The sequence below is a fragment of the Haloechinothrix alba genome (assembly GCF_900188115.1).
GTDB classification, from domain to species: Bacteria; Actinomycetota; Actinomycetes; order Mycobacteriales; family Pseudonocardiaceae; genus Haloechinothrix; species Haloechinothrix alba.
This window is the reverse complement of sequence record NZ_FZNW01000007.1, coordinates 121,700-148,327: the sequence shown is the minus strand read 5'-3', so window position 1 is coordinate 148,327 and position 26,628 is coordinate 121,700. Positions and strand designations below refer to the sequence as shown.

The window sequence follows — 26,628 nt, the reverse complement described above, 5'->3', positions numbered from 1 at the left end:
TGGACGGAAGCGCGCCGTTGACCGCCGGTGTGGCCCTGCTTACGTTCGCACAGCAATAAGCCCTCGACTCCCCGACCGTGGAGCACTCCATGAAGCGAACTCCGACTGTGGCAACGGCGGCCGTGGCCGCGCTCGCGCTGGCCGCCTGCGGTGGCGGCGAAAGCGAGCAGGCAGGCGGCGGAACCGACGAGGTGACCGTCGGCGTCATCCCCATCGTCGACGTCGCGCCGATCTACCTGGGCCAGCAGCAAGGCTTCTTCGCAGAGCGGGACATCGAGCTGACGCTGGAGACCAGCCAGGGCGGCGCGGCCATCGTGCCGGGTGTCGCCAGCGGCCAGTTCGACTTCGGCTTCAGCAACATGACCTCGCTGCTGACCGCACAGACACAGGACCTGCCACTTCAGGTCACCAGTGCCGGCGTGGCCACGACCGGCGACGTCGACGACGACTTCGGCGCGATCGTCGCCCCCTCCGGTTCCGGCATCGACGACGCGTCCGACCTCTCCGGCCGGTCGGTTGCCGTGAACACGCTGAACAACATCGGGGACACCACGGTGCGCCACACGGTCGAACAGGCAGGCGGCGACCCGTCCGATATCGAGTTCGTCGAGCTCGGTTTCCCCGACATGCCCGCAGCCGTGCAGGAGGGTCGCGTGGACGCCGCGTGGATGGTCGAGCCGTTCGTCACCATCGCCACCGACCAGGATGCCGAGGTCGTCGCGTCCAACTTCGCGGCGACGCACGAGGAGCTCGCGGTGGCGGCCTACTTCACATCGACCGAGCTCGCCGAGTCCGATCCCGACCTTGTCGACCGGTTCACCGAGGCGATGAACGCGTCGCTGGACTACGCCCAGGACAACCCGGAGCAGGCCCGCGACATCCTCGGCAGCTACACCGACATCGACTCCGCGACCGCCGAGTCGCTGACGCTGCCGGAGTGGCCGACCGAGATCAACGAGGAGTCGGTGCAGCTGCTCGCGGATCTGGCGGTCGAGCACGGCCTGGTGGATGGTGAGCCGGATGTGGGGGCGCTGCTGCCATGAGTGTGGTGACGTCGGCCCGCGCACCGCGGCTCGGAGCGCGGCGTGGGGTGCCCGACAGCGTCCTGGGCCTGGCCGGCCTGGCTGGTGTGGCGGTGCTGTTCGAGCTGGTCCCCCGCGTGGGGCTCGTCGACGAGCGGTACCTGCCGCCGGCCAGTGTGACGGCGGCCGCCCTGGCCGAGCTGGTCAGCGATGCGGCGTTCTGGCAGGCCCTGACCTCGACCCTGCTCGGCTGGGCACTCGGGCTGGCGATCGCGACGGTGGCGGGTGTGGTGCTGGGCATCGTGATCGGCAGCGTTCCCGCGCTGCGGGCGGCGACCAACTCGACGATCGAGTTCTTGCGCCCGATCCCGTCGGTGGCACTGATCCCGCTGGCGGTGCTGCTGTTCGGCGCGGACCTGCGCTCGACGTTGATCCTGGTGGTGTATGCCAGCTTCTGGCAGGTGCTTGTGCAGGTGCTGTACGGAGTGGCCGATGTCGATCCGGTCGCGCGGGACACCGCCCGGTCCTACCGGTTCTCGGCGGTCTCGCAGGTGCGCACGGTGATCTGGCCGACAGCACTGCCGTATGTGATGACCGGTTTCCGGTTGGCCGCCGCGGTCGCGCTGATCCTGGAGATCACCGGCGAGCTGATCATCGGCAGCCCGGGGCTTGGTAACGCGATCGCCACGGCCCAGTCCTCCGGTGCGGTGGCCACGATGTACGCGCTGGTCGTGGTCACCGGTCTGCTCGGCGTCGGCGTCAACGTGCTGGTGCGCCGCACCGAACGGCGGGTGTTGCGCTGGCACCCCTCGGTGCGTAGGGAGGTCGCGGCATGACCGCAGTCGCGTGGGGCAGAAAGTTCGCCATCGTGGCCGGGTTGCCTGCGGTGCTGGTCGCCGTCTGGTGGTTCGCCACCGCCGGCAGCACCAGCGTCTACTGGCCCCCGCTGAGCACGGTACTGGAGACATTCGGCCCGACCTGGCTGGAAGGCCGGCTGGCCTCGGATGTGCTGCCCAGCCTGCTCCGGCTGGCCGCGGGCTACGCGCTGGCACTGGCACTGGGAACCGCGCTGGGCACCGTGATCGGCTCCTGGCCGAAGGTCCGCGCGCTGACCGAACCCGCCCTCGAGTTCTTCCGCGCCATCCCGCCACCGGTACTGGTGCCGATCTTCATCCTGTTCGCCGGGATCGGCGACGGTATGAAGATCCTCGTCATCATGGTCGGCTCCGTCTGGCCGATACTGCTCAACACCGTCGAGGGGGTCCGCTCGATCGACGAGGTGCTGCGCGACACCGCCCGCTGCTACCGCTTCCGCCGCCGTACACGCCTCATCCAGCTGGTGCTGCGCGGGGCGAGCCCGCGCATCGTCACCGGCGCCCGCCAGGCGCTGTCCATCGCGATCATCCTCATGGTCATCAGCGAGATGTTCGCCGCCACCAACGGGCTCGGGTTCTCCATCGTCCAGTTCCAACGCAGCTTCGCGATCCCGCAGATGTGGAGCGGCATCATCCTGCTCGGCCTGATCGGCGTCGCCCTGTCACTGATCTTCCGAGCCTGCGAGGCACGCATTCTCGCCTGGTACCAGGGCCAGCGCGCAGCGCAGCGCTAACGCCACCAACCGGAGGCCACCCATGAGCACCCTCGAGACAGCATCCGCGCCACCACCCCAGGACACCACTATGGACCACGATGCCCACACCACCCCGCTGCTGGACGTGACCGGACTGCGGAAGGTCTTCGCCGGGGCCAACCGCGCGGTCGAGGCACTGCAGGAGGTCACCTTCACCGTCTCCCGCGGCGAGCTGATGTGCCTGGTCGGGCCGTCCGGCTGCGGCAAGACCACGCTGCTGCGCTGCGTGTCCGGCCTCCTGGCACCGTCGGCGGGCGCCGTCACGCTGAACGGCGCACCGGTGACCGAACCACCTCGCGGCATGGCCGTGGTGTTCCAGGAGTACGGGCGCAGCCTGTTCCCCTGGCTGACGGCCTGGCAGAACGTCGAACTCCCCCTCAAGGAAAAGAAGGTCCCCCGCGACGAGCGGAAACGGCTCGTCACCGAGGCGCTCGACGCGGTCGGGCTGACCGACTCGCGCAACGCCCACCCCTGGGAGCTCTCCGGAGGGATGCAGCAACGTGTGGCCATCGCACGGGCCGTGGCCTACGAACCGCAAGTCCTCCTGATGGACGAGCCCTTCGCCGCGGTCGACGCCCAGACCCGGGGCGAACTCGAAGACCTCGTCCGCGCGCTCTGGCAACGTCTCGGCGTCACCGTCCTGTTCGTCACGCACGACATCGACGAAGCCGTCTACCTCGGCCAGCGCGTCGTCGTACTGTCCGCATCCCCCACCGTCGTCCTCGACGACGTGGCCATCACCCTCCCCGGCGATCGCGACCAGATCACCACGCGCTCACTCCCCCAGTTCGCCGAGCTGCGGGCGGCCATCTACGAGCTGGTACAGCGCGCCAAGAACGGGTACAGGCCACAGCCGGACACCGAACGCCCCGCATGAGGGGCCTGTCAGCCCTGGCGCGCATGGCGACGCGTGCCCGCGTCCCCGGCGTGCCTACCCGGTCGCGGTCGTGGGTACTGCTGGTCGCAGTGGTCCTGGTCGCACTCAACCTGCGCGGTCCGATCGCCGCCGTGGCACCGGTTCTCGGAGACGTACGCGGCTCGATCGGCATCGGCGGCACCGCGGGGAGCCTGCTGACCACGCTGCCCGTGCTGTGTTTCGCGCTAGCCGCGCCACTGGTGCCGGCCCTGTCCGCGCGGTCCGGCCCGGACCGCGCCGTGCTGCTCGGCCTGGCCGGTATCGCGGCCGGAACGGTGCTTCGCTCGGTGGACGGTTTCGCAGCCGCGCTCGCGGGGACCGCGCTCATCGGGCTGGCCATCACGATCGGCAACGTGCTCGTGCCGGTGGTCGTCAAGCGGGACTTCGCGTCCGCGGTGGGGCCGGTCATGGGCGCGTACACGGCAGCGCTGGCGTCCGGGGCAGCCCTGACAGCCGCGCTGACCGCTCCCCTCGCGCAGGCGCTCGGCGGGTGGCGTGCCGCGCTGGCGTGCTGGGCGGCCCTCGCCGTGCTGGCCGCGCTGGCCTGGATGCTCGCCGTCCCCGGACGCGCAGCATCGCACGAACCCGCGGCATCCACACCGCCGAGCCGGGTCTGGCGCAGCGGGATCGCGTGGGCGGTCGCGCTGTTCCTCGGGGCGCAGTCCGGCCTGTACTACGCGGTCACCGCATGGTTGCCGACGCTGCTCGCCGACCGCGCGGGCTACACGGCCGGTGCGGGCGGTGTGGCCATGGCCCTGTTCCAGATCGTCGGCGTCGCCAGCACCCTGGCGGTTCCCACGCTGGCAACGCGCGCCCGCGACCAGCGCGGCCTCGCCGTCCTCGTCGCCGCGCTCTGGACGGTCACGCTGGGCGGCCTGCTCGGCGCGCCGGGCATGGCAGTGCTGTGGACCGTGACCGGTGGCCTTGCCCAGGGCGCCGGCATCGCGCTGGCCTTCACGCTGATCGTGCTGCGCGTGCACGGGCTGGACACGGCACGGCACCTGTCCGGCATGGTCCAGGCCGTCGGGTACTCCCTCGGCGCGGCCGGGCCGCTGCTCGCCGGGGCCCTGCACGACGCGACCGGCGGCTGGTCGGCGCCGCTGGTGCTGCTGCTCGGCGCGGCGGGCGCCCTCGCCGCCGCCGGTGCCGTCGCGGGTCGCGGCACCACCATCGACCGCTGACACACCGCCCGCCCTCGCCCCGTCCGGCCGCTAGCGCGAACCGTCGACGGGCACGTCCTCGGCGCCCCAACCGCCTGCCAGCTCCACGAGATCACGATAGTTGCCGTTGAACTCGTTGGAGTCGAGCGGGTCTGTCGTGTACTGCCAGAACGTGTAGTCGTCCCATTCCGGGGGAAGCTCGCCTGCCTCGGCCGCGTAGCGAACAATCCATAATGGATTGTCGAGCTCGAGCTCCCGGTCCTGGCCGACGCACTGCCGCCACCACACCGTGTTCGTGTAGATCACAGGGGACCGTCCCGTGAGTCTCTCGTAGGTGTCTCCGAAGTCCTCGACCCAGCCGACCACGCCGGACGGGGACCTGCCGTAGCAGGTCTCGCCGTACGGGTTGAACTCGATATCCAGCACACCCGGCAACGTCCGGCCGTCCGGTAGCCAGTGCCCGCCGTTGGCCACGAAGTGCCTGGCCTGCGCCGCCCCACCCGAGCGGTCCGGCAGCGCGAAGTGGTACGCGCCCCGGATCATTCCTGCCTCGCGCGCTCCCCTGTACTGCCGCGCGAAGTAGGGGTTGGTGAACGTCGTGCCCTCGGTGGCCTTGACGTAGGCGAACCGCTTGCCCTCCTCCCACCAGCGCTGCCAGTCGACGTCTCCCTGCCAGCCGCTGACATCGATCCCCCACTGCGTCGCCGGTCTCTCCTCCGGACGCCGGGCCGCCGCCGTCGCCCCGTCCGCCCTGCCGGAGCCGGCGGCCTCGGCACCGGCCTCGGGGCGCACAGCCGTCGGGTACCCCTCCTGCCGCAGGCTTCCCGGCATCGGTGGCTCGAGCCGTGCTGTCGTGGGTGCCAGCCCGGGCACCGGCACCCGCAGTGAGCCCGTATCACCCGGTGACGGCCCCACGAGCGGAACGTGCACCCACTCGGCCACCGGCTGCAGCGCGCCCACAGGGACATCAAGCGAGTCGGCGACCGGCCGGGGCTGCCCGGGGAACGTTCCCGGCATGGGTGGCAACGTCACCTCCGCACGACCCTGCTCGCGCGCCGGGTTCCCTCCACCGGCAAGCCCCCCGGGCAGCAGCAGCTCGGTCAGCGCGGCGCCGTCCGGGGCGGAACGGTGCGGCAGGAAGAGCGCTACCAGCAGCAGGATTCCGGCCGCAGCCACGAGGAGGGCCTTCCGGGTGCTGCTGCCCGGACGGCGGGACACACGCGACATCGGCATCCGGACCTCCGCAACCCGCCCGGAGCCGGCGCAGCGGCCCGGACAGCGGCCGGTCGTCAGTGGCTACGGTCCGCCCCCGATTGTCGCCCACGGCTCGATGATTGTCGCCGCTCCGGGGTGCCTGCCGGCAGGCGGTATGTCGCTATGCTCGTGCACGTACCGGCCGCGGAGAGGGAGGCGAACGCATGCGATTCGCGCTGCTGGCCACCTGCATCGCCGACTCGGTCGCCCCGCGAGCGGCCCGGGCGACCGTGCGGCTGCTGGAACGACTCGGCCACGAGGTGGCCTTCCCCGCCGAGCAGACCTGCTGCGGCCAGATGCACATCAACTCCGGGTACCCGGATCTCGCGATGCGCCTCATCCGGCACCACGTGGACACGTTCGGCGACTACGACGCCGTCGTGCTGCCGTCGGCCTCCTGCGCTGGGTCGATCCGCCACCAGCACGCCGTCGTGGCTCGCGGCCAGGGCGACCCGGAGCTGGCCGAGCGTGCGGAAGCGCTGGCCGCGCGTACCTACGAGCTCTCCGAACTGCTGGTGGACGTCCTCGGGATGCACGACGTCGGCGCGCGGTACCCGCACCGGGTCACCTACCACCCCACCTGCCACTCGCTGCGCATGCTGCGCGTCGGCGACCGGCCGCTCACCCTGCTGCGGCACGTCCGCGACATCGACCTGGTCGAGCTGCCCGACGCCGAGGAATGCTGCGGGTTCGGCGGCACGTTCGCGATGAAGAACTCGGCCACCTCCGGGGCGATCCTGGCCGACAAGGTGGCCAACATCCGCTCGACAACCGCCTCGGTGTGCGCGGCGGCCGACCCCTCGTGCCTGCTGCACATCGGCGGCGGGCTGTCCCGGTCGCACACGCCGGTGCGCACCGTCCATCTCGCGGAGATCCTGGCGAGCACGGAAGGGACCGATGCGCTGTGAGCACGGCGTTCCTCGGCATGCCGGAGCTACCCGGCGGGCACGGCAACCTGCGGGGAGCGCAGGAGTTCCCGCACGCGGCGCGGCAGGCGCTCGGCAACAGGCAGCTCCGGGACAACCTGGCACACGCGACAGGGGCGATCAGGGCGAAACGCTCCGCCGTGGTCGACGAGGTACCCGACTGGGAGGAGCTGCGCGCTGCGGGAAGCGCCGTCAAGGCCGACACGCTCGCCCGCCTCCCTGACCTGCTCGAGCAGCTCGAGTCGGCCGTGCAGGCTCGCGGTGGGGTGGTGCACTGGGCCAGGGACGCCGAGGAGGCGAACCGGATCGTCACCGAGCTGGCCGCGCAGCGGGACGCGCGCGAGGTCGTCAAGGTCAAGTCGATGGCTACCCAGGAGATCGGGCTGGACGCCGCGCTCGACGCCGCGGGCATCACCGCGACCGAGACCGACCTCGCGGAGCTGATCGTGCAGCTCGACGACGACCGGCCCAGCCACATCCTGGTGCCGGCCATTCACCGCAACAGGCGGGAGATCGCCGAGATCTTCGCCGAGCACATGCGCGACGACCAGGGCAGGCCGCTCACCGACCCCGGCGATGACCCCGCCGCGCTCACCGAGGCCGCGCGCAGGTACCTGCGCGAGAAGTTCCTCCGCACCCCGGTGGCGATCAGCGGGGCGAACTTCGCGGTCGCCGAGACCGGGACGCTGTGCGTGGTCGAGTCCGAGGGCAACGGCCGCATGTGCTTGACGCTGCCGGACACACTCATCACCGTCATGGGTATCGAGAAGGTCGTACCGACATGGCGCGACCTCGAGATCTTCCTGCAGTTGCTGCCACGATCGTCCACAGGCGAGCGGATGAACCCCTACACCTCGATGTGGTCGGGGGTGCACGGCGAGGGCGGGACCCCGGACGGTCCGCGGGAGTTCCACCTGGTCCTCCTGGACAACGGGCGCACCCGTGCGCTGTCCGATGAGGTGGGGCGCCAGGCGCTGCACTGCATCCGGTGCAGCGCCTGCCTGAATGTCTGCCCGGTCTACTCGCGCACCGGCGGGCACGCCTACGGTTCCACCTACCCCGGTCCGATCGGCGCGATCCTGTCGCCGCTGCTGACCGGAATGGACGCGGGCGATACCAACGCGTCCCTGCCGTTCGCGTCCACACTGTGCGGAGCTTGCTACGACGTCTGCCCCGTCAAGATCGATATCCCCTCGGTGCTCGTGCACCTGCGCGGGCAGGCGACGCGCTCCGGGCACCGCACGGAACGGACCACGATGCGCTTGCTCGCCTGGCTCATGTCGTCGGCAGGCAGGTTCACCGCGGCCCAGCGGCTGATGCGGCTCGGCAGGTTCGGTGCCCGAAACGGGCGGTTCCGGCGACTGCCACCGCCGCTGTCCGGCTGGACCGACCATCGTGACCTGCCTGCGCCGCCGCGGCGCACGTTCCGCCAGTGGTGGGCGGCGCGCCGCCACCGGGACGGTGGAGGTACGCGGTGAGCGCGCGCAGCGAGATCCTGGCACGCGTCCGCGCGGCGCTGGCCGACAACCCAGCCGTGCATCGGGTGCCCCGGGAGTACCGGCAGCACAGCCGGGACGCGGGCACTGCGGAGCTCGTCGAGATGTTCGGCGAGCGGCTCGCCGAGTACACCGCACGGGTGCACCGTGCGGCTCCGGAGCACTCCCCCGCCGGGATCACCGCGGAGGTCCTGCGAGCGCGTGGTGCCCGCAGTGCCGTGGTGGCACGTGGTCTGCCCGCGCGGTGGCGCCCCACCACCGCCTCGATCACGCTGGTCGACGACGCCGGGCTGGACATCGACGAGCTCGACCACACCGACGCCGCGGTCACCGGATGCGCCGTGGCCATCGCCGAGACGGGCACTCTCGTACTGGACGCGGGGGCCGACCAGGGACGCCGCGCGATCAGCCTCATCCCTGACCATCACGTCTGCGTGGTGCGTACCGACCAGATCGTCGGCACGGTAGCCGAGGCGCTGGCCGCGCTGGACCCGCTACGCCCGCTGACCTTCGTCAGCGGGCCCAGTGCCACCAGCGATATCGAGCTCGACCGTGTCGAGGGCGTGCACGGCCCCCGGCACCTCGACGTGATCGTCACCCCCGTGGAGTGCTGAATGACGCTTTCGCTCCGACAGATGGAGTGAAAGCGTCATTCAGCACATACCGGACGAGCGGATCGCGGGTGTTACAGGATGTCCGATTGCGATTGGATTGCGATCTACCTTCAGTCTGAACATCAATAACACCGGTGCCGGTGGTCGGGCTGCAGAGCGATCGCGAGATGACTAGCCTCGATGCCAGAGAGCGAACAACGTTGCGGGGAGCAGGAGACCCGCGGACTGTTGCGGCCGTCGGGGATCCCCCAACGTCCGGGCGACCGGCCTGCAAAGAACGTCCCCGGTCAGCAACCCGTGCCGCGCGTGACCGTCCGACGAGAGGTGCCAGGTGAGCGCGATACGCGCGAAGGAGCTGTACAAGGTGTTCGGCCGCCGGCCAGACGACGCGGTACGGCGACTCAAGGAAGGGGAGCCCCGCGAGGACGTCGCGTCAAGCGGCGTCACCCCCGCGGTGATCGATGCGAACTTCGAAGTGCCCCCCGGGGAGACCTTCGTGGTGATGGGGTTGTCCGGCTCGGGTAAGAGCACCCTGATCCGCATGCTCAACGGACTGCTCGAGCCGACCGCGGGCGAGGTCCATTGCGGCGACGAGAACGTGACCACGCTGGACGCTGCCGGCCTGCGGCGGATACGCAGCCAGCACATGAGCATGGTGTTCCAGCACTTCGCTCTCTTCCCGCACCGGACCGTGCGCGAGAACGCCGCCTACGCCCTCCAGGTGCGCGGGGTGGACAGGCAGACCCGCCTGGCCAAGGCCGACGAGGCGCTCGAGATGGTCGGCCTCGAGGGATGGGGAAGCCGGCTGCCCGCGCAGCTGTCCGGCGGTATGAAGCAGCGGGTCGGCCTCGCTCGCGCGCTCGCCTCGGAGACCGAGGTCCTGCTCATGGACGAGGCGTTCTCCGCGCTCGACCCCCTCATCCGGCGCGAGATGCAGGACCAGCTCGTCGAGCTGCAACACCGGCTCGGCAAGACGATCGTGTTCATCACCCACGACCTGAACGAGGCGATGCGTCTCGGCGACCGCATCGCGATGATGCGGGCGGGCCGCATCGAGCAGATCGGCACCGCGGAGGAGATCCTCAACCAGCCCGCCAACGAGTACGTCGCGCAGTTCGTGCAGGACGTGGACCGCACCCGGGTGTTGACGGCGTCGGCGGTGATGGATACACCACGTGCGGTCGTCTCGGACACGTCCAGCCCGCAGGCTGCCCTGGATGCGATGCGCGAAGGGCACGTGAACGCGGCGTTCGTCGTCGGCAACGACCAGCAGCTGGTCGGGGTGGTCGGCGACGAGGCGGCCGCCGCCGCTCTGCAGCGCAGCGGTGACTCGCTGCGCGAGGTGCTGGATACCAAGCCCACCACCGTCAAGTCCGACACGGTGCTCGTCGACGTGTTCGACGCCAGCGCCCGGTCCGCGATGCCCGTTGCCGTCGTCGACTCCCGTGATCGCCTGGTGGGGGCGATCGCGCGGGCAACGTTGCTGACGGCGATGGCCAAGTTGCGCGCGGCCGAGGAAGCGGTAGACAACTCCGAACCCGGCACGCAACCGGATGCCGAGGTGAGCGAGGTGGACCATGGATGAGTGGCGGATCCCGCTCGGCGACTGGGTCGAGAGCTTCATCGACTGGCTGATCACGGTACTCGGCCCCCTGTTCGACGTCATCGGCACCGTCTTGAAAGAGACGTTCGAGGGGTTGCAGTCCACGTTGAACTTCGCGCCTGCCTGGTTGATGATCATCATCCTCGCGGTACTCGGCGGGCTGGCCCGTAACTGGATCTTCGCGATCGGTGCCGCCATCGGGCTGTTCCTGATCGCGCTGATGGATCAGTGGGAACAGGCCATGCTGACGCTGGCCCTTGTCCTGGTCGCGGGGGCCGTCGCGACGATCATCGCGATCCCATTGGGCATCCTGGCCTCCCGCTCGCGGGCATTCAGTAACGCGATCCGGCCCGTGCTGGATTTCATGCAGACGATGCCGCCGTTGGTGTACCTCATCCCGGCCGTCGTGATCTTTACGGTCGGTGTGGTGCCCGGTATCGTCGCGACGATCATCTTCGCGATGCCCCCCGGGGTGCGGTTGACCGAGCTCGGGATCCGGCAGGTGGACGCCGAGGTCGTCGAGGCCGGTCACGCGTTCGGAAGCCCGCCGAACGCGATCCTTCGGCAGATCCAGCTACCCCTCGCGCTTCCCACGATCATGGCGGGCATCAACCAGGTGATCATGCTCGGTCTGTCCATGGTCGTACTGGCAGGATTCGTCGGTGGTCCCGGCCTCGGCCAGCAAGTACTGTCGGCGATCTCGCGCATAGACGTCGCTCTCGGTGTCGAGGCAGGCCTGTCCGTGGTCATCCTGGCGATCTTCCTGGACAGGGTGACAGCGGGCCTCGGGACCCGATCGACGGTCGCTCGCCAGAAGGAGGCGGCATGACAACCCCGATCCGGGATGTCACCGTGACAACCCACCGCGATACGTCTCGACGTCAGCGTCCCAGCGGCGCTCTAAGGAGGTCATCATGAGAACGGGATTCCGCAAGAGGTCTATGGGCCTGATCGCGGGCTTCGCCGCGAGTGCCCTCGTCCTCGCCGCCTGCGGCGAGGACGGTGACACCGGGGCCGAGGAAGGCAACGGTGACGGCAACGGCGCTGCCGAGGAGCAGGACATCACCATCGGCGTGTTCAGCGGCTGGGAGGAAGGCATCGCCTCCTCCTACCTGTGGGGCCACATCCTCGAGGAAGAGGGCTTCAACGTTACCTACGAGACCGCCGACCCCGGCCCCATCTACCAGGCCGTCTCCCAGGGCCAGTACGACTTCTCGACGGACGCCTGGCTTCCGGCCACGCACGAGGACTACTGGGCCGACCTGGGCGATGATATGGAGGACCTAGGTACCTGGTACGACGATGCCCCGCTGACGATCGCGGTGAACGAGGACGCGCCGATCGACTCGCTGACCGAGCTCGCCGACAACGCCGACGCGTTCGACAACAAGATCGTGGGCATCGAGCCGGGTGCGGGCCTGACCCGGATCACCAAGGAAGAGGTGATCCCGACCTACGGTCTGGAGGACATGGAGTTCGCCGAGTCCTCCACACCGGCCATGCTCGCCGAGCTCGAGAGCGCCGTCGACTCGGGCGAGAACGTGGTCGTGACACTGTGGCGGCCGCACTGGGCCTACGAGGCGTTCCCGATCAGGGACCTCGAGGACCCCGAGAACGCGCTCGGCGACCCCGAGGAGATTCACGCGTTCGGGCGCACCGGGTTCTCCGAGGACTTCCCCCAGGTCGCGGAGTGGCTCGGCAACTTCAAGATGACCGGCGAGCAGCTCCACTCGCTCGAGGAGATCATGTTCAACCAGAACGACGGCGAGCAGAACGAGGAGTCGGTCGAGCAGTGGCTCGAGGACAACCCGGACTTCGTCGAGAACCTCAAGGCCGGTGAGCTGAGCGGGTAACCGCCCGCTCCGGGCATACGTAGAGAACGGGGTGCATCCACGACGGGATGCACCCCGTTCTCTACGTGGTCCAGCTCACGCGGCACTCGGCTCGCGCCGACCGATCGTGCTGTTAGGCTCGAGCGTGCCACTGGTTCCCCACCGGCGCGCCTCGGCGTCGACCGGTGGGGAGGCAACAGGGAACCCGGTGAGACTCCGGGACTGCCCCGCAGCGGTGAGTGGGAACGAACGCCGTCACCACGGTGCGCGACACCGTGGTAAAGCACTGGATGGACATCCGGGAAGCGACGGCCACTAGGTCGGGCCGGACAGGTCAGCGCCCACGAGTCCGAATACCTGCCCGTGGTGCGCTCACCGGCCGGTGAGCGGGAGTCCGGGCCTCGAGGGTGGGCGCGACGACACGTGACGCGAATGGCTTGTCCACCATCCGCGCCGTCTCGCTTTCCCCGTACGGCTGGGCCTCATCCGATGAGCTCGCGAGGGAGAGAGCGATGAGTGAGAGGACTCGAATCGGCACGACCGTACTCGGCTACCCCCGGATCGGCCCCGACCGCGAACTGAAACGCGTGTTGGAAGGCTACTGGTCCGGGCGCGTCGACGAAGCCGAGCTACACCGCACGGCACGCGGTCTGCGGCAGGACACCTGGCGGGAGCTCGCCGGGGCAGGGCTGGACAGTATCCCGTCGAACACGTTCTCCTACTACGACCACGTGCTCGACACCGCCGCCCTGTTCGGTGCGCTGCCGCGACGCGTCACCGAGCTCGACCTGTCCACAACCGACACCTACTTCGCGGCAGCACGTGGTGCGCAGGGCGCGCAGCCACTCGAGATGACCAAGTGGTTCGACACCAACTACCACTACCTTGTCCCCGAGCTCGGCCCCGACACCACCTTCACCGTCGCCGGGTCCAAGCCGCTCGACGAGTACCGGGAAGCCCGTGCGCTCGGCTACGAGACACGACCTGTGCTCGTCGGCCCGCTGACGTTCCTGCTGCTGTCCAAGGCCGCGGAAGGCGTGCCACAGGACTTCGACCCGCTGCAGCTGCTCGAGCCGCTGCTGCAGGCCTACGCGGACCTGCTCCGCACGCTGCACGACGAGGGCGTGCAGTGGGTGCAGCTCGACGAGCCCGCGTTCGCAGCCGATCGCACGCAGGGCGAGCTCGACGCGCTGTCGCGGTGCTACGAGGCGCTCGGGGAGCTGGCGGAGCGGCCGGGCCTGCTTGTCGCGGGCTACTTCGGCAACCTCGGCTCGGCACTGGGGATACTGGCACGCTCGCCGGTCGACGCGCTCGCCGTCGACCTTGTCTCCGACCCGTCCGCGGTGGACAACCTCGCCGCGGAGAAGGGGGTCCAGGACAAGGAGGTCCTCGCCGGCGTGGTCGACGGGCGGAACATCTGGCGCACCGACGTCGACACCGCACTGTCCAAGGCGGCCACGATGCTCGGCACGGCCGGGCACGTCAGCGTATCCACCTCCAGCTCGCTGCTGCACGTGCCGTACGACGTCGAGTTCGAGACCGGGCTCGAGGACCGGCTGCGCGGGTGGCTGGCCTTCGCCAGGCAGAAGCTGGGCGAGGTGGTCCTGCTCGGCAGGGCACTGCACGAGGGCACGAGCGCGGTCGGCGAGCAGCTCGACGCCGCCCGTGCTGTGGTGCGCGAGCGGGCAGCGGCCACGGATCTGCGCGAGCCGAGCGTGCGCGCCAGGCTGGACGCCCTGCGCCCGGAACACACCCGCAGGGGCAGCTACGCCGAGCGAGCGAAGGCCCAGCAGGCGTCGCTTCGGCTGCCCGAGCTTCCGAGCACCACGATCGGCTCCTTCCCGCAGACCGGCGACATCCGCAGGACGCGTGCGGCCTACCGTGCCGGCCGGATCGGCTCCGGGGAGTACCGGCAGGCCATGCGCGCCGAGATCGAGCGTGTGATCCGGCTCCAGGAGGCCATCGGGCTCGACGTCCTCGTACACGGCGAGCCCGAACGCAACGACATGGTCCAGTACTTCGCCGAACAGCTCGACGGTTTCGCCGCGACCGAGCACGGCTGGGTGCAGTCCTACGGATCGCGCTGCGTGCGGCCCCCGGTGCTGTACGGGGACGTGTCCCGGCCCCGCCCGATGACCGTCGAGTGGGCCGGGTTCGCGCAGTCGCTGACGGACAAGCCCGTCAAGGGGATGCTCACCGCGCCTGTCACCATCCTGGCCTGGTCGTTCGTGCGGGACGACCAGCTGCTCGCGGACACCGCACGGCAGGTCGCCCTGGCGATCCGGGACGAGGTGCACGACCTGGAGTCGGCCGGTATCCGGGTGATCCAGGTGGACGAGCCCGCGTTGCGCGAGTTGCTGCCGTTACGTTCGTCCGAGCACAAGGCCTACTTCGACTGGGCCGTGGAGTCGTTCCGGCTGGCCACGTCGGGGATCTCGGATGCGACCCAGATACACACGCATATGTGCTACTCGGAGTTCGGCGACATCCTGCCCGCGATCGAGGCCATCGACGCGGACGTCACCAGCATCGAGGCCGCGCGCTCGCGCATGGAGGTCCTCGACGACCTCGGCGCGGCGGGCTTCACCCGCGGCGTCGGTCCCGGCGTGTACGACATCCACTCCCCGCAGGTGCCCGATGTCGACGAGGTCAGCGAGCAGCTCCGCAGGGCGCTGCGCGCGGTGCCCGCCGACCGGATGTGGGTCAACCCCGACTGCGGCCTCAAGACGCGTGGCTATGCGGAGGTCGAACCCGCGCTGCGCAACCTCGTGACCGCGGCGCGGCGGGTACGTGCCGAACGCGGCACGGCCGGCGAGTAGCGCAGCTGCGCTTGTGGAAGCTCGTGGGAGGCCGGTCCCCGCCGAGCCGACCGGCCTCCCACGGCCCGCTCCGGCGGGAGCACGGCACGTGCCGTGCTCCCGAGGCGGCCTCGGCCTGCACCTCCTCACGCCGGCGTCCGGACGGTCCGCACCAGGCCGGCCAGCCCGCCGCCGGTGAATGCACCGCCGACCCCGATACCGGCGGCCCCCGCACGCAGGAACGCCGGTGCGGTGTCGATGGTGACACCGCCCGTGACGAGCACGCGTAGCTCGGGAAACGGCCCGGCGAGCGCGCGTACCCAGTCGGGCCCGAGGGTCGATGCGGGGAATGCCTTCACGGTGGCGACGCCGAGCCGCAGCGCCTGCCCTGCCTCGGTCGGAGTGGCGATACCCGGCAGGAACGGCATGCCGCGGTGTCCGGCGGCCGCCACGGTGTCCGGGTCGAGGCCGGGAGCGACGGCGAACCGGGCACCCGCCTCCGCCGCCGTGTCGAGGCGTTCGGGCGTAGTGACGGTGCCGGCACCGACGGGCAGTCCCTCGGGGGCGGCACGCACGACCGCGTCGAGCACCCCCGGTCCTCCCTCGCTTTCGAGAGTGACCTCGACAAGTCGGACTCCCGCGTCCCATGCCTCGTGCGCGGCGGCTACCGCATCCCGCTCGGACAGTCCACGAAGTATCACGACGAGCGGTACGGGGTCCAGATGGCCTGCGAAGAACCCCGTCCAGTCCGGAACGGGTTCCGTGGCAGGTGTCATGGTCGGATCCATCCCAGCTCCTCACGGCCGGTGCTGGTGTTCGGGGCGCACTGCGGGAACGGGGCCGGCGAGCAACCGGCCCCGTTCGGCGCGAATGTCGCACACTGTACTGGCGACCACGCAACAGGGTCGCTCCCGACGTGCCGAACCCGTTCCCCGAGGAGCACGCGCATGACCGGCCCCGCACGATCCCCGCGCCCCCACCCGGGCGGTGCCCTGCCCGCGCAGCGGTTGGCCGAGCTCGACGCGGAACCGGTACCCGCGCGCAGCCTGCCTGCCAGCCCCGCGACGGCCGCCGAGGCACGCTCCGCAGGCTGGCAGCTGGACGACCTGTGGCTGCCGGCTGTCGTGCTGCGGGACAGCGCGCTGACGCACAACCTCGACCGATTCGCCAGATGGTGCACCGAGCACGGCGTCGAGCTCGCCCCGCACGGCAAGACCACGATGGCACCCCGGCTGTGGTCGGCCCAGCTGGCCCACGGCGCGTGGGGGCTGACCGCGGCCACCGTGGCCCAGGCACGAGTGATGCGCACCTGCGGCGTCGGCCGCGTGCTCATCGCCAACGAGGTCGTCGAGCCCGCCCAGCTCCGCTGGCTGGCCGACACGCTGGCCGACCCGGACTTCGAGCCCCTCTGCCTCGTCGACTCCTCCGACGGGCTCACGGTGCTGGAGCGGCACCTCGAGCCTGCCGAGCGCCCGTTGCCCGTGCTGCTCGAGCTCGGCGTCGCGGGGCGCCGCACCGGGGTACGCGGCACCGCCGAGGCGCTCGAGCTGGCCGAGCGCATCGCAGGAAGTCCCCGGCTCGAGCTGGCCGGGATCGAAGGGTACGAGGGTGCGCTGCCCCAGGTCCGGGACGGGCAGGCGCCCGAGGTGGCCCGCGACTGGCTGGCGCGGCTCACCGAGTTCGTCGTGCGGGCGGACGCCCGCGGCGTGTTCGCTGCGAACGACGAGGTGCTCGTGACGGCGGGCGGCAGCGCCTACCCGGACCTGGTCGCCGGGGCCTTCGCCGCGATGCCGCTGCTGTCTCGCCCGGTGCGGTTCATCGTCCGGTCCGGCTGCTACCTCGCCCACGACGACCTGTTGTACGAGCGCAGCTCGCCGCTGCGCTCGGCGGCCGACCGGGACCCCCTGCGTCCCGCGCTGTCCTGCTTCGCTCGCGTGCTGTCCTGCCCGGAGCCGGGCCGGTCATTGCTGGGTGCCGGCAAGCGCGATGTCTCGTTCGACATCGACCTGCCCGTGCCGCGCGCGATGTATCGCGAGGGGGTTCGCGAGCCGCTGGACGGCAGGGCGCGGATCGTCGAGCTCAACGACCACCACGGGTTCTGCGACACCGAGCCCGGCCTGCTCGGCGTCGGTGATGTCGTCGAGCTGGGGCTGTCCCACCCCTGCACCGTGTTCGACAAGTGGCAGCTGATCCCGGTGCTCGACGACGCCGACCGCGTCGTCGACGCCGTCCGCACGCTCTTCTAGCTACGTGTCGTAGTCGACGGTGACGCGCTCGGATGTGGGCAGCGTCTGGCATGTGAGCACGAAACCGTCGTCCACCTCGGACTGCTCGAGCGCGAAGTTCCGTCGCATGTATCCGGTGCCGTCGACGAGCTTCGCCCGGCACGTGCCGCACACCCCGCCCTTGCAGGCGAACGGCAGGTCGGGGCGGCTTCGCTGGGCACCGTCCAGGATCGGGGTCTCCCGCGAGACCGCCGTTGTGGTCGACCTGCCGTCCAGGATCACGGTGACCTCGGTGCTTGCGCCCGACATCGCCTGCTCGACGTGCCGCTCCGGTTCGGGGGGCTCCTCCCCGACATAGAACAGCTCGTGATGCACCCTCTCGCCGGGTACACCCCACTGGTCCAGCACGCCCTCCGCCTCCGTCACCATCCCGAACGGGCCGCACAGCCACCAGTGGTCGACCTCCGGCACGCGCATCAGCTCCGGGACCAGCTCGCGCAGCTTGGTCCCGTCCAGCCTGCCGGTCAGCAGCTCGGACTCGCGCGGCTCCCTGGACAGCACGTGGACCAGCTCGAAACGCTCCGGGTAGCGGTCCTTGAGGTCGGCCAGCTCGTCGGCGAACATCACGGTGTCACTCCGCCGGTTGCCGTAGAGCAGGGTGACCGTGCTGCGCCCGTCCGCGAGAACCGAGGCGGCGATGGACAGTGCAGGCGTGATGCCCGCCCCCGCCACCACAAGCACGTGGTGCGCGGCGGACGCGGTGTCCGGGGTGAACGATCCCGTCGGGGTGGAGACCTCGAGACGCTCCCCCGGCCGCAACCGGTGCACCAGCCACGGGGAGAACTCCCCGCCGGCGATCTCGCGCACCCCGATCCTGGGCCTGGCCCCGGCGGGGGCGCAGATCGAGTAGTTGCGGCGCTGCTCCCGGCCGTCCACCGTGCGCCGCACCACCACGGACTGACCGGGGCGGAACGCGTAGTCGGAGGCCAGCTCGGCAGGCACGTCGAAACTGACCGCGACCGCGTCTGCGCAGAGGCGCTCCACCTCGGCGACGGTGAGCGTGTGGAACCGCACGCGCGTCCGGGTGCTGGTACTGGCGGTCACCTCAGATCTCCTTGACGTGTTCGAAGGGTTCGGCGCAGGTCGAGCATCTGCGCAGTGCCCTGCATGCCGTGGCGCCGAACCTGGAGATCTCCGAGGTCTCCGCGCTGCCGCACCACGGGCAGCACACGTCGCTCGGCACCTGGCTGCGGGGTGTGTGCAGGGTCACCGGGATCGGGCCTTGGCCGTGCGCGGGCGCGGGGCCCGGTGGTGCGATGCCGGCCTCGGCGAGCTTGCGCCTGCCGTCCTCGGAGATCCAGTCGCTGCTCCACGGGGGATGCAACACGGTGCGTACGGTCACGTCCCGGTACCCGGCTACCCGCAGCTCGCCGACCAGATCGTCGCGCATGGCCTCCAGCGCCGGGCAGCCCGAGTAGGTCGGGGTGATCGTCACGACCACCCCGTCCCCCGTGACCGTGACGTCGCGCAGTACACCCAGGTCGTCCAGGGTGAGCATGGGCAGCTCGGGGTCGGTCACGCGCGCGGCCACGGCGCGGGCGTGCTCCTGGGTGGTCACCATGTCGCCTCCGGGTACGCCCTCGCCACCGACTGCAGCTCCGCAACCAGGTAGCCCATGGACTCGGTGTGCACGCCGTGCCTGCCCGCGCGTCCGGCGACCCCGGCTCGTGGCGACACCTGCGGCACCTCGAGCGTCGCGCTCTCCAGCACCGTGCCGAACACCGCGGCGCACTCGTCGCGCAGCGACGCCGGGTCGGCGCCCACGCCGGCCTCGGCCATCCGCCGCTCGACAGGATGCGTGGCGAAGAGCTCGTCCACGTACGGCCACACGGCCTCGAGCGCGTCGCGCATCCGCTGCCGCGAGTAGTCGGTGCCGTCCCCGAGCCGGACCACCCACTGGGCCGCGTAGTCACGGTGGTAGGTGACCTCCTTGATGCCCTTGGCCGCGATCGCGGCGAGCACCGGGTCGCGCGAGCCCGTCATCCGCTGCAGCAGCGCCAGCCGCCATGTCGTGAACACCAGCAGGGTCGCGACCAGGAACGCGAAATCCGGCTGGGCGAGCTCGGCCAGCCGCACGTTGCCGAACTCGGACTCGGTGCGGAAGTACGCGTAGTCGTCCTCGGCGCGGTCGCCGCCCTCGGCCTGGCCCGCGCGGGAGTACAGCATCCGGGCCTGGCCGAGCAGGTCCAGCGCGATGTTGGCCAGCGCGACCTCCTCCTCGAGCTCCGGAGCGTGCGTGCACCACTGCTGCAGGCGGTGCGAGACGACAAGGGCGTCGTCGGCGAGCATCAGGCTGTAGGCGGCGAGGTCCGCGCGATCCACCCCTTCGGGCAGCTCGGAGTCCACACCGGACAGCGGGCTGTCGAACCCGGTCCCGAACGCCCAGCGTGCGTCGTTCTGCTCGGTGATCGCCTCGTAGGCGTTGTCGAAGGACACAGCGCGCCACCCCCTCACATGTGCGGCACGTCGTCGGGAATGTCGTAGAAGGTCGGATGCCGGTACACCTTGTCGCCGCTCGGCGCGAAGAACGGGTCCTTCTCGTCCGGGCTGGATGCGGTGATATCGGCCGCGGCGACCACCCAGATACTCACACCCTCGTTGCGGCGGGTGTAGACGTCGCGTGCGTGGCGCAACGCCATCCGCTCGTCGGCGGCACGCAACGAGCCCACGTGCACGTGGTTCAACCCTCGCTTGCTGCGTACGAACACCTCGTACAGCGGCCACTGCGCGCCGCTCGCGTCGCTGCGCTCGCCAGCCTGCCCGCTCATGCCGCTCCCTCCCCCTGCCGGACCCGCCGTCGGGCCTCCTGCTTCTGCGCGTGCGAGGCCGCGGCCTCGCGCACCCAGGAGCCCCCCTCGTGCGCGTGCCTGCGCTGCGCGACCCGCTGCGCGTTGCAGGGACCGTTGCCCTTGACCACGGCGGTGAACTCGGTCCAGTCGATCTCACCGAAGTCGTAGTGCCCGCGCTCGGCGTTCCACCGCAGGTCGGGATCGGGCAGCGTGACGCCGAGGGCTTCCGCCTGCGGCACCGTCATATCGACAAAGCGCTGGCGAAGCTCGTCGTTGGTGTGCCGCTTGATCTTCCAGGCCATCGACTGCGCGGTGTTGGGTGAGTCGCCGTCCGGCGGACCGAACATCATCAGCGACGGCCACCACCAGCGGTCGGTGGCCTCCTGCACCATCCGCCGCTGCCCCGGCGTGCCACGCATCATCGTCATCAACAGCTCGTAGCCCTGCCGCTGGTGGAACGACTCCTCCTTGCAGATCCGGATCATCGCCCGCGCGTACGGCCCGTACGAGCAGCGGCACAACGGCACCTGGTTGCAGATCGCCGCTCCGTCGACCAGCCAGCCGATCACCCCGACATCGGCGAAGGTCAACGTCGGGTAGTTGAAGATCGAGGAGTACTTCTGCTTGCCGCTGATCAGCTTGCCGGTCAGCTCCGACCGGTCCGCCCCGAGCGTCTCGGTAGCCGAGTACAGGTACAACCCGTGCCCCGCCTCGTCCTGCACCTTGGCCAGGAGGATCGCCTTCCGCCGCAGCGAGGGTGCCCTGGTGATCCAGTTCGCCTCGGGCTGCATCCCGATGATCTCCGAGTGGGCGTGCTGGGCGATCTGGCGCACCAGCGTCGAGCGGTACCCCTCCGGCATCCAGTCCCGCGGCTCGATCCGCTGGTCCCTGCCGATCGTGTCCTCGAACTGCCGTTCCAGCTCGCTCTGGTCCGGTTCCGTCGTGGTCATGCCGGGTTCTCCTTGGCGACCATGGTCAACACGTCGTACTTGGCGACCGAGTCACCGTCCTGGTTGGTGACATCGGTGTCCCACCGCACCTCGCCGTAGTCGGCGTCGGTCCGCGAGGTGATCTGCTTGCACGTCAACGAGACGGTCAGCTCGTCACCGGGTTTGACCGGGGTCAGAAACCGCAGGTTCTCCAACCCGTAGTTGGCCAGCACCGGCCCCGGCTCCGGGGCGACGAACAACCCGGCCGCGAACGACACCACGAGGTAGCCGTGCGCCACGATCCCGCCGAACAGCGGATTGGCTTCCGCAGCGTCCTTATCGGTATGGGCGTAGAAGGTGTCGCCCGTGAACTCCGCGAAGTGCGCGACGTCCTCGGCCGTGACCGTGCGCGGTCCGGCGACCACCGCGTCGCCGACCCGCAGCTGCGCCAGCGACTTGCGGAAGGGATGGGTCTGCGAGACCGTCCTGCTCGCCCCCGGCATCCAGCGTCCCGTCACAGCCGTCAGCACGTCGGGGCCGGCCTGCACGGCGGTGCGCTGCATGTGGTGCAGGATGCCGCGCACCCCGCCGAGCTCCTCGCCGCCGCCCGCGCGACCGGGACCACCGTGCACCAGCGCAGGCAGCGGCGATCCGTGGCCGGTCGACTCGGCCGCGTTCGACTCGTCCAGCACCAGCAGGCGACCGTGCCACGGCGCCGCGCCGACGACGACCTCCCGCGCGAACTCCGCGTCGGAGGTGACCACCGAGCCCGCCAGGCTGCCACCGCCGCGCGCGGCGAGGTCGACGGCGTCCGCGGCCGACGAGTACGGGATCAGCGTTGCCACCGGCCCGAAAGCCTCCACCTCGTGCGGCTCGGCGCGCTCGGGGTCGTCCGCGCGGCGCAGCACCGGTGAGACGAACGCTCCCCGCTCGGCGTCTGCGCCGGTGACCTCGACCGACTCGGGATCGCCGTAGACCACCCGGCCCGCGTCGCACAGTGCCTTCAACGAGCGGCGCACCTCGGCACGCTGCTCGGTACTCACCAGCGGCCCCATTCCCACCGACGGGTCGGCGGGATGCCCGACAGTGACTCCCCGCAGGCGCTCCACGACGGCCTCGGTCACCGGCTCGATCAACGCTTCCGGCACGACGGCCCTGCGGATGGCTGTGCACTTCTGCCCGGCCTTGACCGTCATCTCGGTCACCAGCTGCCGCACGTACAGGTCGAACTCGGCGGTGCCGGGCCCGGACTCCGGTCCGAGGATCGAGACGTTCAGCGAGTCCGCCTCGGCGTTGAACCGCACGGCGTTGCGTACCAGCGTCGGGTGTGTGCGCACCTTCTGGGCGGTGGCAGCCGACCCGGTGAACGACACCACGTCCTGCGGGCCGACCTGTTCGAGCAGCTCGCCGGCTCCCCCGCAGATCAGCTGGACGGCACCGTCGGGCAGCAGCCCCGACTCGGCGATCAGCTCCACGAGGCGCGCGGTGAGGTAGGCGGTGGGGCCCGCGGGTTTGATCACGCTGGGCATGCCGGCGAGGAACGCCGGAGCCAGCTTCTCCAGTGGCCCCCACACGGGAAAGTTGAACGCGTTGATCTGCACCGCCACCCCGTGCAACGGCGTGGCGACGTGCTGGCCGAGGAAGCTGCCGCCCTTGCCGAGCGGCTCGACGGCCCCCTCGGTGTAGACGGTATCGTTCGGCAGCTCCCGCTTGGCCTTGCTCGCGTAGCCGAGCAGCACGCCGATACCCCCGTCGACGTCGAACTTCGCGTCACCGCGCGTCGCGCCGGTCCACGTCGAGCGCTCGTACAGTCCTTCGCGGTGTTCGCGCAGGTAGGAACCGAGTGCCTTGAGCAGCGCTCCGCGCTGGTGGAAGGTCAGCTCCCGCAGGGCAGGCCCGCCGACCCGGCGGCCGTACTCCACCGCGGCGGCCTTGTCGATGCCGGTGGCCGACACGCGCGCGACCTCAGCCCCGGTCGCCGCGTGGTACACCGGCGTGCCCTCGTCCTCGGGCGCCTGCCACCGACCCTGGACATAGCTGCGCACCAGCCCCACGGAATCGCTCACCTCAGAGCCTCCCACACGAATTACCGACCGCCCGTTCAGTAATTTATCCTAGCGCCACCACCCCGCGAACGGAAGACGGTCCGATGGGCTGAATGACGCTTTCAGTCCACTTGGCGAGCTGAATGCGTCATTCACTCCGCATGACGGACTGAAAGCGTCATTCAGCCCACATCATGGGGTGGCCGTCAGGATGCGCAGGGCACGCAGGGTGAGCGCACCGCGCCAGGCGAGCTCGGCGGCCACGCCCGGCGGCTGCCAGGACAGCGGCCAGCCGCCGTCCTCCTGCTGCGCGGCGGCGAGCACGTCGAGATGCGCGGCGACGGCGTCGGCGGGGAACGCGCTCCGCAGCGGATGCGCGGGAGTCGCGGCGAGGTCCAGCGGGCTCAGGCCGTAGCCCTCACCAGGGTAGAGGTGGAACAGACTCCACTCCCCCATCCGGCTCAACAGCGTCGCACGGCACTGCTGAGCCCATTCCGGGGCCCATTCCGGGGCCCATTCCCGGTCGGGATGATGGTCGAGGAAGCACAGCACGTTCGACACGGTGTGCGCGTCCACCGCTGCGTCCAACGCGTCGATCTCGCGGCGGCAGTACTCCTCGGCCGCGTCCAGCCACGCCCCGCGCACACCGGCACGGCGCAGCCGCGCGGCGATACCGGCCGTGGGGTTGAGACCGGCAGGGAACCGCCCGTCCCCCCAGTGCTCGGCACGGGGATGCGCGGCCACAGACGGCAGCACGATCGGCACCCCACCGCCCGGCGCGGTGACCGACTCGAGGAACGGAAGCACCCCCGCGGCCAGCGTCCCGGCGCGCTCGCACACGGCGGCGTCCCGGCCACCGGGTGCGTCGAGAACCTGCTCGACGATCTCCAGCCCGAAGTCCACGGCGAGCGGCTGGCTCGCCGGATCCTGGGCATCGGGTTCCAGGCCGTGGCCGAGCCCGCCGTCCGGGTTGCGGTAGCTCGCCACCGCATCCAGCACCGCGCTCGCCACTGCGGGACCACCGCCGTCCAGGTGCAGCTCGGCCAGCCTGCGCTCGAGCACCCGGCCGTGCGCCTCAAGGAACTCCCGTCCGCGCCGCACGCGGCTCTGCGTCGACATCTCGTTCGATTCCATACCGGCACGGTATGCCTGTGCACGCGCACGTGGCTTGAACGGAACGGTCATCCGGCGGCGATGGCGCCGAAGTACTCGGCGGGGGTCAGCCCGGTCAGCGCACGGCAATCCCGTGCGAGATGCGCCTGATCCGCGTAACCGGCCACCACGGCGAGCTCGGCCAACCCCGTCGGGCGCGCCGTAGCGTGCGCACGCGCCCGCTGTAACCTCGCCACTCTGAGGTACGTGGCCGGGCCGTACCCCACGGCCGCGGTGAACCGCCTGCGGAGCTGACGCTGCCCTACCTCGAGATCGGCCAGCGCGGCACGCACCCGGGGCACCCCGGCCCCCAGCCGGTCGAGGAGCAGAGCCACCTGGTGATCCTGCGGACCGGTGAGGGTAGCCGAGACGACGTCGGCCAGCCCGGAAGGCCGGTGCAACAACCGTTCCGTCACCTCGCCGCCCCTGCGGCACCACAGCTCGTCGAGCGGTACGCGCCGGTCCCGTAGCTCCTCGGCCGCGACACCGAGCGCGCGCGGCGCCTGGCCCGGACGGAAGCGGATACCGTGCAGCGTGGACTCGCCCGCGAGCGTGGAGATCCACGCACGGGTGTCGGGACCGGCGACGAACACCTGGTCGTGCCCGACGATCAGGTCGAGGCAGCCATCGGGCACGATCCGCTTCGGCCCGTCCGCGCTGGACCACCACAGGCAGGCCACTGCCGGGCGTAGCCGGTGGGGCGGAGCGAGCTCGCGATACATGGCTCCATCGTGCCGTGCGGCACCGACAGCGAACCGTCCGGCGCGCCATCCCTTGACACCGGCGTCGGCCGGTTCTTTACTGGGCGCGCTCGACAATAACCGTCCGTTCGGTCAGTTTCCGAGGTGGTGGCGCTCGTGACGCAGGCATCGGCCCGGCAGTCGAACGATCCGGAGGCGTACGAACGCATCGGCCGCGAGGAGCTCCGTGAGCTGCAACTCGAGCGTCTGCAGTGGACGCTACGGCACGCGTACGAGAACGTGCCGTTCTACCGGCGCAGGTTCGACGAGGCAGGCGTGCATCCCTCCGACTGCCGCACCCTCGACGACCTCGCGGGGTTCCCCTGCACGACCAAGTACGACCTGCGGGACAACTATCCCTTCGGCATGTTCGCCGTACCCCGGCAGGACCTGCGCCGCCTGCACGCCTCGAGCGGCACGACGGGCAAGCCGACCGTCGTCGGCTACACCCGGCAGGACCTCGATCTCTGGGCCGACATGGTGGCACGATCCATGCGCGCCGCAGGAGCCCGTCCCGGCCAGCTCGTGCACGTCTCCTACGGCTACGGCCTGTTCACCGGAGGCCTCGGTGCGCACTACGGCGCGGAGCGGCTGGGCTGCACCGTCGTACCCGCCTCCGGCGGTATGACCGCCCGCCAGGTCCAGCTGATCACCGACTTCCGGCCGGAGATCATCATGATCACGCCGTCCTACATGCTGACCCTGCTCGACGAGTTCGACAGGCAGGGCATCGACCCGCGGTCCGCCTCGCTGCGGGTCGGGATCTTCGGGGCGGAGCCCTGGACCGAACGGATGCGAACCGAGATCGAGGAACGCGCCGGGATCGACGCCGTGGACATCTACGGGCTGTCCGAGGTGATCGGCCCCGGGGTGGCGCAGGAGTGCGTCGAGACCAAGGACGGGCTGCACATCTGGGAGGACCATTTCTATCCCGAGATCATCGACCCGTTCGACGAGAGCGTGCTCGACGAGGGCGCGCACGGTGAGCTGCTGTTCACCTCGCTGACCAAGCAGGCCATGCCGATCATCCGCTACCGCACCCGCGACCTCACCCGGCTCCTGCCCGGGACCGCGCGACCGGCCATGCGCCGCATGGAGAAGGTCACCGGCCGCTCCGACGACATGATCATCATCCGCGGGGTGAACGTCTTCCCCACCCAGATCGAGGAAATCGTGCTGGCAACGCGCGGCCTGGCACCGCACTTCCAGCTCGAGCTGTCCACACGCGACCGCCGTGACGAGATGACCGTGCGGGTCGAGGCCCGCCGCGACGCGGACACCGAACGCAGGGCGGCAGCTGCCACCGAGGTGGCGGCACGGGTCAAGGACAGCGTCGGCATCTCCGTCGGGATCGACGTCGTCGACGAGGACACCCTGGAGCGCTCGGTCGGCAAGATCCGGCGCGTGGTCGACCGGCGCGGCGAGTAATCCGGCACC

The 26,628-nt window shown here is 70.5% G+C and carries 24 protein-coding genes and 1 riboswitch; of the genes, 14 read left to right on the top strand and 10 right to left on the bottom strand.

Annotation, left to right across the window (positions count from 1 at the left end):
- Positions 1 to 89 precede the first annotated feature (89 nt).
- The 5 genes from CHB84_RS08480 (at position 90) to CHB84_RS08460 (ending at position 4,749) form a co-directional block, all read left to right on the top strand.
- Complete coding sequence (locus tag CHB84_RS08480) at positions 90 to 1,043, top strand: ABC transporter substrate-binding protein (protein WP_089300973.1); 954 nt, start codon at positions 90 to 92, stop codon at positions 1,041 to 1,043.
- The gene (locus CHB84_RS08475; protein WP_089300972.1) at positions 1,040 to 1,858 is read left to right on the top strand and encodes an ABC transporter permease; all 819 of its coding nucleotides are present in this window, start codon (positions 1,040 to 1,042) and stop codon (positions 1,856 to 1,858) included. The genes CHB84_RS08480 and CHB84_RS08475 overlap by 4 nt, the downstream gene beginning before the upstream one ends.
- Positions 1,855 to 2,631 (top strand): ABC transporter permease, encoded by a 777-nt coding sequence (locus tag CHB84_RS08470; RefSeq protein ID WP_089300971.1) that lies wholly within the window; start codon positions 1,855 to 1,857, stop codon positions 2,629 to 2,631. Before CHB84_RS08475 ends, CHB84_RS08470 begins: the two co-directional genes overlap by 4 nt.
- 70 nt (positions 2,632 to 2,701) lie before the next feature.
- Positions 2,702 to 3,529: an ABC transporter ATP-binding protein gene (locus CHB84_RS08465; RefSeq protein WP_217898491.1), complete on the top strand. Its 828-nt coding sequence runs from the start codon at positions 2,702 to 2,704 to the stop codon at positions 3,527 to 3,529.
- A gap of 23 nt (positions 3,530 to 3,552) precedes the next feature.
- Positions 3,553 to 4,749 (top strand): MFS transporter, encoded by a 1,197-nt coding sequence (locus CHB84_RS08460; RefSeq protein WP_089300969.1) that lies wholly within the window; start codon positions 3,553 to 3,555, stop codon positions 4,747 to 4,749.
- Between the two features lie 30 nt (positions 4,750 to 4,779).
- Here the strand turns inward: CHB84_RS08460 and CHB84_RS08455 are convergent, their stop codons facing one another.
- Positions 4,780 to 5,961, bottom strand: a complete 1,182-nt coding sequence (locus CHB84_RS08455) for a lysozyme (protein ID WP_425432287.1) — start codon at positions 5,959 to 5,961, stop codon at positions 4,780 to 4,782.
- A 185-nt stretch (positions 5,962 to 6,146) separates the two neighbouring features.
- Here CHB84_RS08455 and CHB84_RS08450 point away from each other — a divergent pair, with 185 nt between their 5' ends.
- From CHB84_RS08450 to metE, 7 genes are all read left to right on the top strand, one after another.
- Entirely contained in the window at positions 6,147 to 6,890 is a 744-nt protein-coding gene (locus CHB84_RS08450) for a (Fe-S)-binding protein (protein ID WP_089300968.1), read from the top strand.
- A 17-nt stretch (positions 6,891 to 6,907) separates the two neighbouring features.
- Entirely contained in the window at positions 6,908 to 8,386 is a 1,479-nt protein-coding gene (locus tag CHB84_RS08445; protein ID WP_089301066.1) for a LutB/LldF family L-lactate oxidation iron-sulfur protein, read from the top strand.
- The gene (locus CHB84_RS08440; protein WP_089301065.1) at positions 8,383 to 9,018 is read left to right on the top strand and encodes a LutC/YkgG family protein; all 636 of its coding nucleotides are present in this window, start codon (positions 8,383 to 8,385) and stop codon (positions 9,016 to 9,018) included. Before CHB84_RS08445 ends, CHB84_RS08440 begins: the two co-directional genes overlap by 4 nt.
- Before the next feature lie 331 nt (positions 9,019 to 9,349).
- Complete coding sequence (locus CHB84_RS08435) at positions 9,350 to 10,603, top strand: quaternary amine ABC transporter ATP-binding protein (RefSeq protein WP_089300967.1); 1,254 nt, start codon at positions 9,350 to 9,352, stop codon at positions 10,601 to 10,603.
- Positions 10,596 to 11,450, top strand: a complete 855-nt coding sequence (locus tag CHB84_RS08430; RefSeq protein WP_089300966.1) for an ABC transporter permease — start codon at positions 10,596 to 10,598, stop codon at positions 11,448 to 11,450. Before CHB84_RS08435 ends, CHB84_RS08430 begins: the two co-directional genes overlap by 8 nt.
- Before the next feature lie 85 nt (positions 11,451 to 11,535).
- The gene (locus tag CHB84_RS08425; RefSeq protein ID WP_089300965.1) at positions 11,536 to 12,474 is read left to right on the top strand and encodes a glycine betaine ABC transporter substrate-binding protein; all 939 of its coding nucleotides are present in this window, start codon (positions 11,536 to 11,538) and stop codon (positions 12,472 to 12,474) included.
- Between the two features lie 114 nt (positions 12,475 to 12,588).
- A riboswitch (cobalamin riboswitch) is annotated at positions 12,589 to 12,832 on the top strand.
- A 133-nt stretch (positions 12,833 to 12,965) separates the two neighbouring features.
- Entirely contained in the window at positions 12,966 to 15,272 is a 2,307-nt protein-coding gene (gene metE, locus CHB84_RS08420) for a 5-methyltetrahydropteroyltriglutamate--homocysteine S-methyltransferase (RefSeq protein ID WP_089300964.1), read from the top strand.
- Between the two features lie 125 nt (positions 15,273 to 15,397).
- Here the strand turns inward: metE and CHB84_RS08415 are convergent, their stop codons facing one another.
- Positions 15,398 to 16,039 carry a bifunctional 4-hydroxy-2-oxoglutarate aldolase/2-dehydro-3-deoxy-phosphogluconate aldolase gene (locus CHB84_RS08415; protein ID WP_089300963.1) on the bottom strand — a complete coding sequence of 214 codons (642 nt, stop codon included), beginning with the start codon at positions 16,037 to 16,039 and terminating at the stop codon, positions 15,398 to 15,400.
- A gap of 159 nt (positions 16,040 to 16,198) precedes the next feature.
- Between CHB84_RS08415 and CHB84_RS08410 the strand changes: the two genes are divergently transcribed.
- Positions 16,199 to 17,497 carry an alanine racemase gene (locus CHB84_RS08410; protein ID WP_089300962.1) on the top strand — a complete coding sequence of 433 codons (1,299 nt, stop codon included), beginning with the start codon at positions 16,199 to 16,201 and terminating at the stop codon, positions 17,495 to 17,497.
- Here the strand turns inward: CHB84_RS08410 and paaE are convergent, their stop codons facing one another.
- The 8 genes from paaE to CHB84_RS08370 form a co-directional block, all read right to left on the bottom strand.
- Complete coding sequence (paaE, locus tag CHB84_RS08405) at positions 17,498 to 18,580, bottom strand: 1,2-phenylacetyl-CoA epoxidase subunit PaaE (protein WP_089300961.1); 1,083 nt, start codon at positions 18,578 to 18,580, stop codon at positions 17,498 to 17,500.
- A 1-nt stretch (position 18,581) separates the two neighbouring features.
- Positions 18,582 to 19,097 carry a 1,2-phenylacetyl-CoA epoxidase subunit PaaD gene (paaD, locus tag CHB84_RS08400; RefSeq protein WP_089300960.1) on the bottom strand — a complete coding sequence of 172 codons (516 nt, stop codon included), beginning with the start codon at positions 19,095 to 19,097 and terminating at the stop codon, positions 18,582 to 18,584.
- Positions 19,091 to 19,972 (bottom strand): 1,2-phenylacetyl-CoA epoxidase subunit PaaC, encoded by an 882-nt coding sequence (paaC, locus tag CHB84_RS08395; RefSeq protein WP_089300959.1) that lies wholly within the window; start codon positions 19,970 to 19,972, stop codon positions 19,091 to 19,093. The genes paaD and paaC overlap by 7 nt, the downstream gene beginning before the upstream one ends.
- Positions 19,973 to 19,986: 14 nt before the next feature.
- Positions 19,987 to 20,304: a 1,2-phenylacetyl-CoA epoxidase subunit PaaB gene (paaB, locus tag CHB84_RS08390; RefSeq protein ID WP_089300958.1), complete on the bottom strand. Its 318-nt coding sequence runs from the start codon at positions 20,302 to 20,304 to the stop codon at positions 19,987 to 19,989.
- The gene (gene paaA / locus CHB84_RS08385) at positions 20,301 to 21,275 is read right to left on the bottom strand and encodes a 1,2-phenylacetyl-CoA epoxidase subunit PaaA (protein WP_089300957.1); all 975 of its coding nucleotides are present in this window, start codon (positions 21,273 to 21,275) and stop codon (positions 20,301 to 20,303) included. The genes paaB and paaA overlap by 4 nt, the downstream gene beginning before the upstream one ends.
- Positions 21,272 to 23,320 carry a phenylacetic acid degradation bifunctional protein PaaZ gene (gene paaZ, locus CHB84_RS08380; protein ID WP_245818632.1) on the bottom strand — a complete coding sequence of 683 codons (2,049 nt, stop codon included), beginning with the start codon at positions 23,318 to 23,320 and terminating at the stop codon, positions 21,272 to 21,274. The genes paaA and paaZ overlap by 4 nt, the downstream gene beginning before the upstream one ends.
- A 171-nt stretch (positions 23,321 to 23,491) precedes the next feature.
- Positions 23,492 to 24,433, bottom strand: coding sequence for a hypothetical protein (locus CHB84_RS08375; protein WP_141134615.1), 942 nt, complete (start codon positions 24,431 to 24,433; stop codon positions 23,492 to 23,494).
- A gap of 47 nt (positions 24,434 to 24,480) precedes the next feature.
- Positions 24,481 to 25,173 (bottom strand): AraC family transcriptional regulator, encoded by a 693-nt coding sequence (locus tag CHB84_RS08370; protein ID WP_176439858.1) that lies wholly within the window; start codon positions 25,171 to 25,173, stop codon positions 24,481 to 24,483.
- Positions 25,174 to 25,359: 186 nt separating this feature from the next.
- Between CHB84_RS08370 and paaK the strand changes: the two genes are divergently transcribed.
- Positions 25,360 to 26,619, top strand: a complete 1,260-nt coding sequence (gene paaK / locus CHB84_RS08365) for a phenylacetate--CoA ligase PaaK (RefSeq protein ID WP_425432290.1) — start codon at positions 25,360 to 25,362, stop codon at positions 26,617 to 26,619.
- Positions 26,620 to 26,628 lie beyond the last annotated feature (9 nt).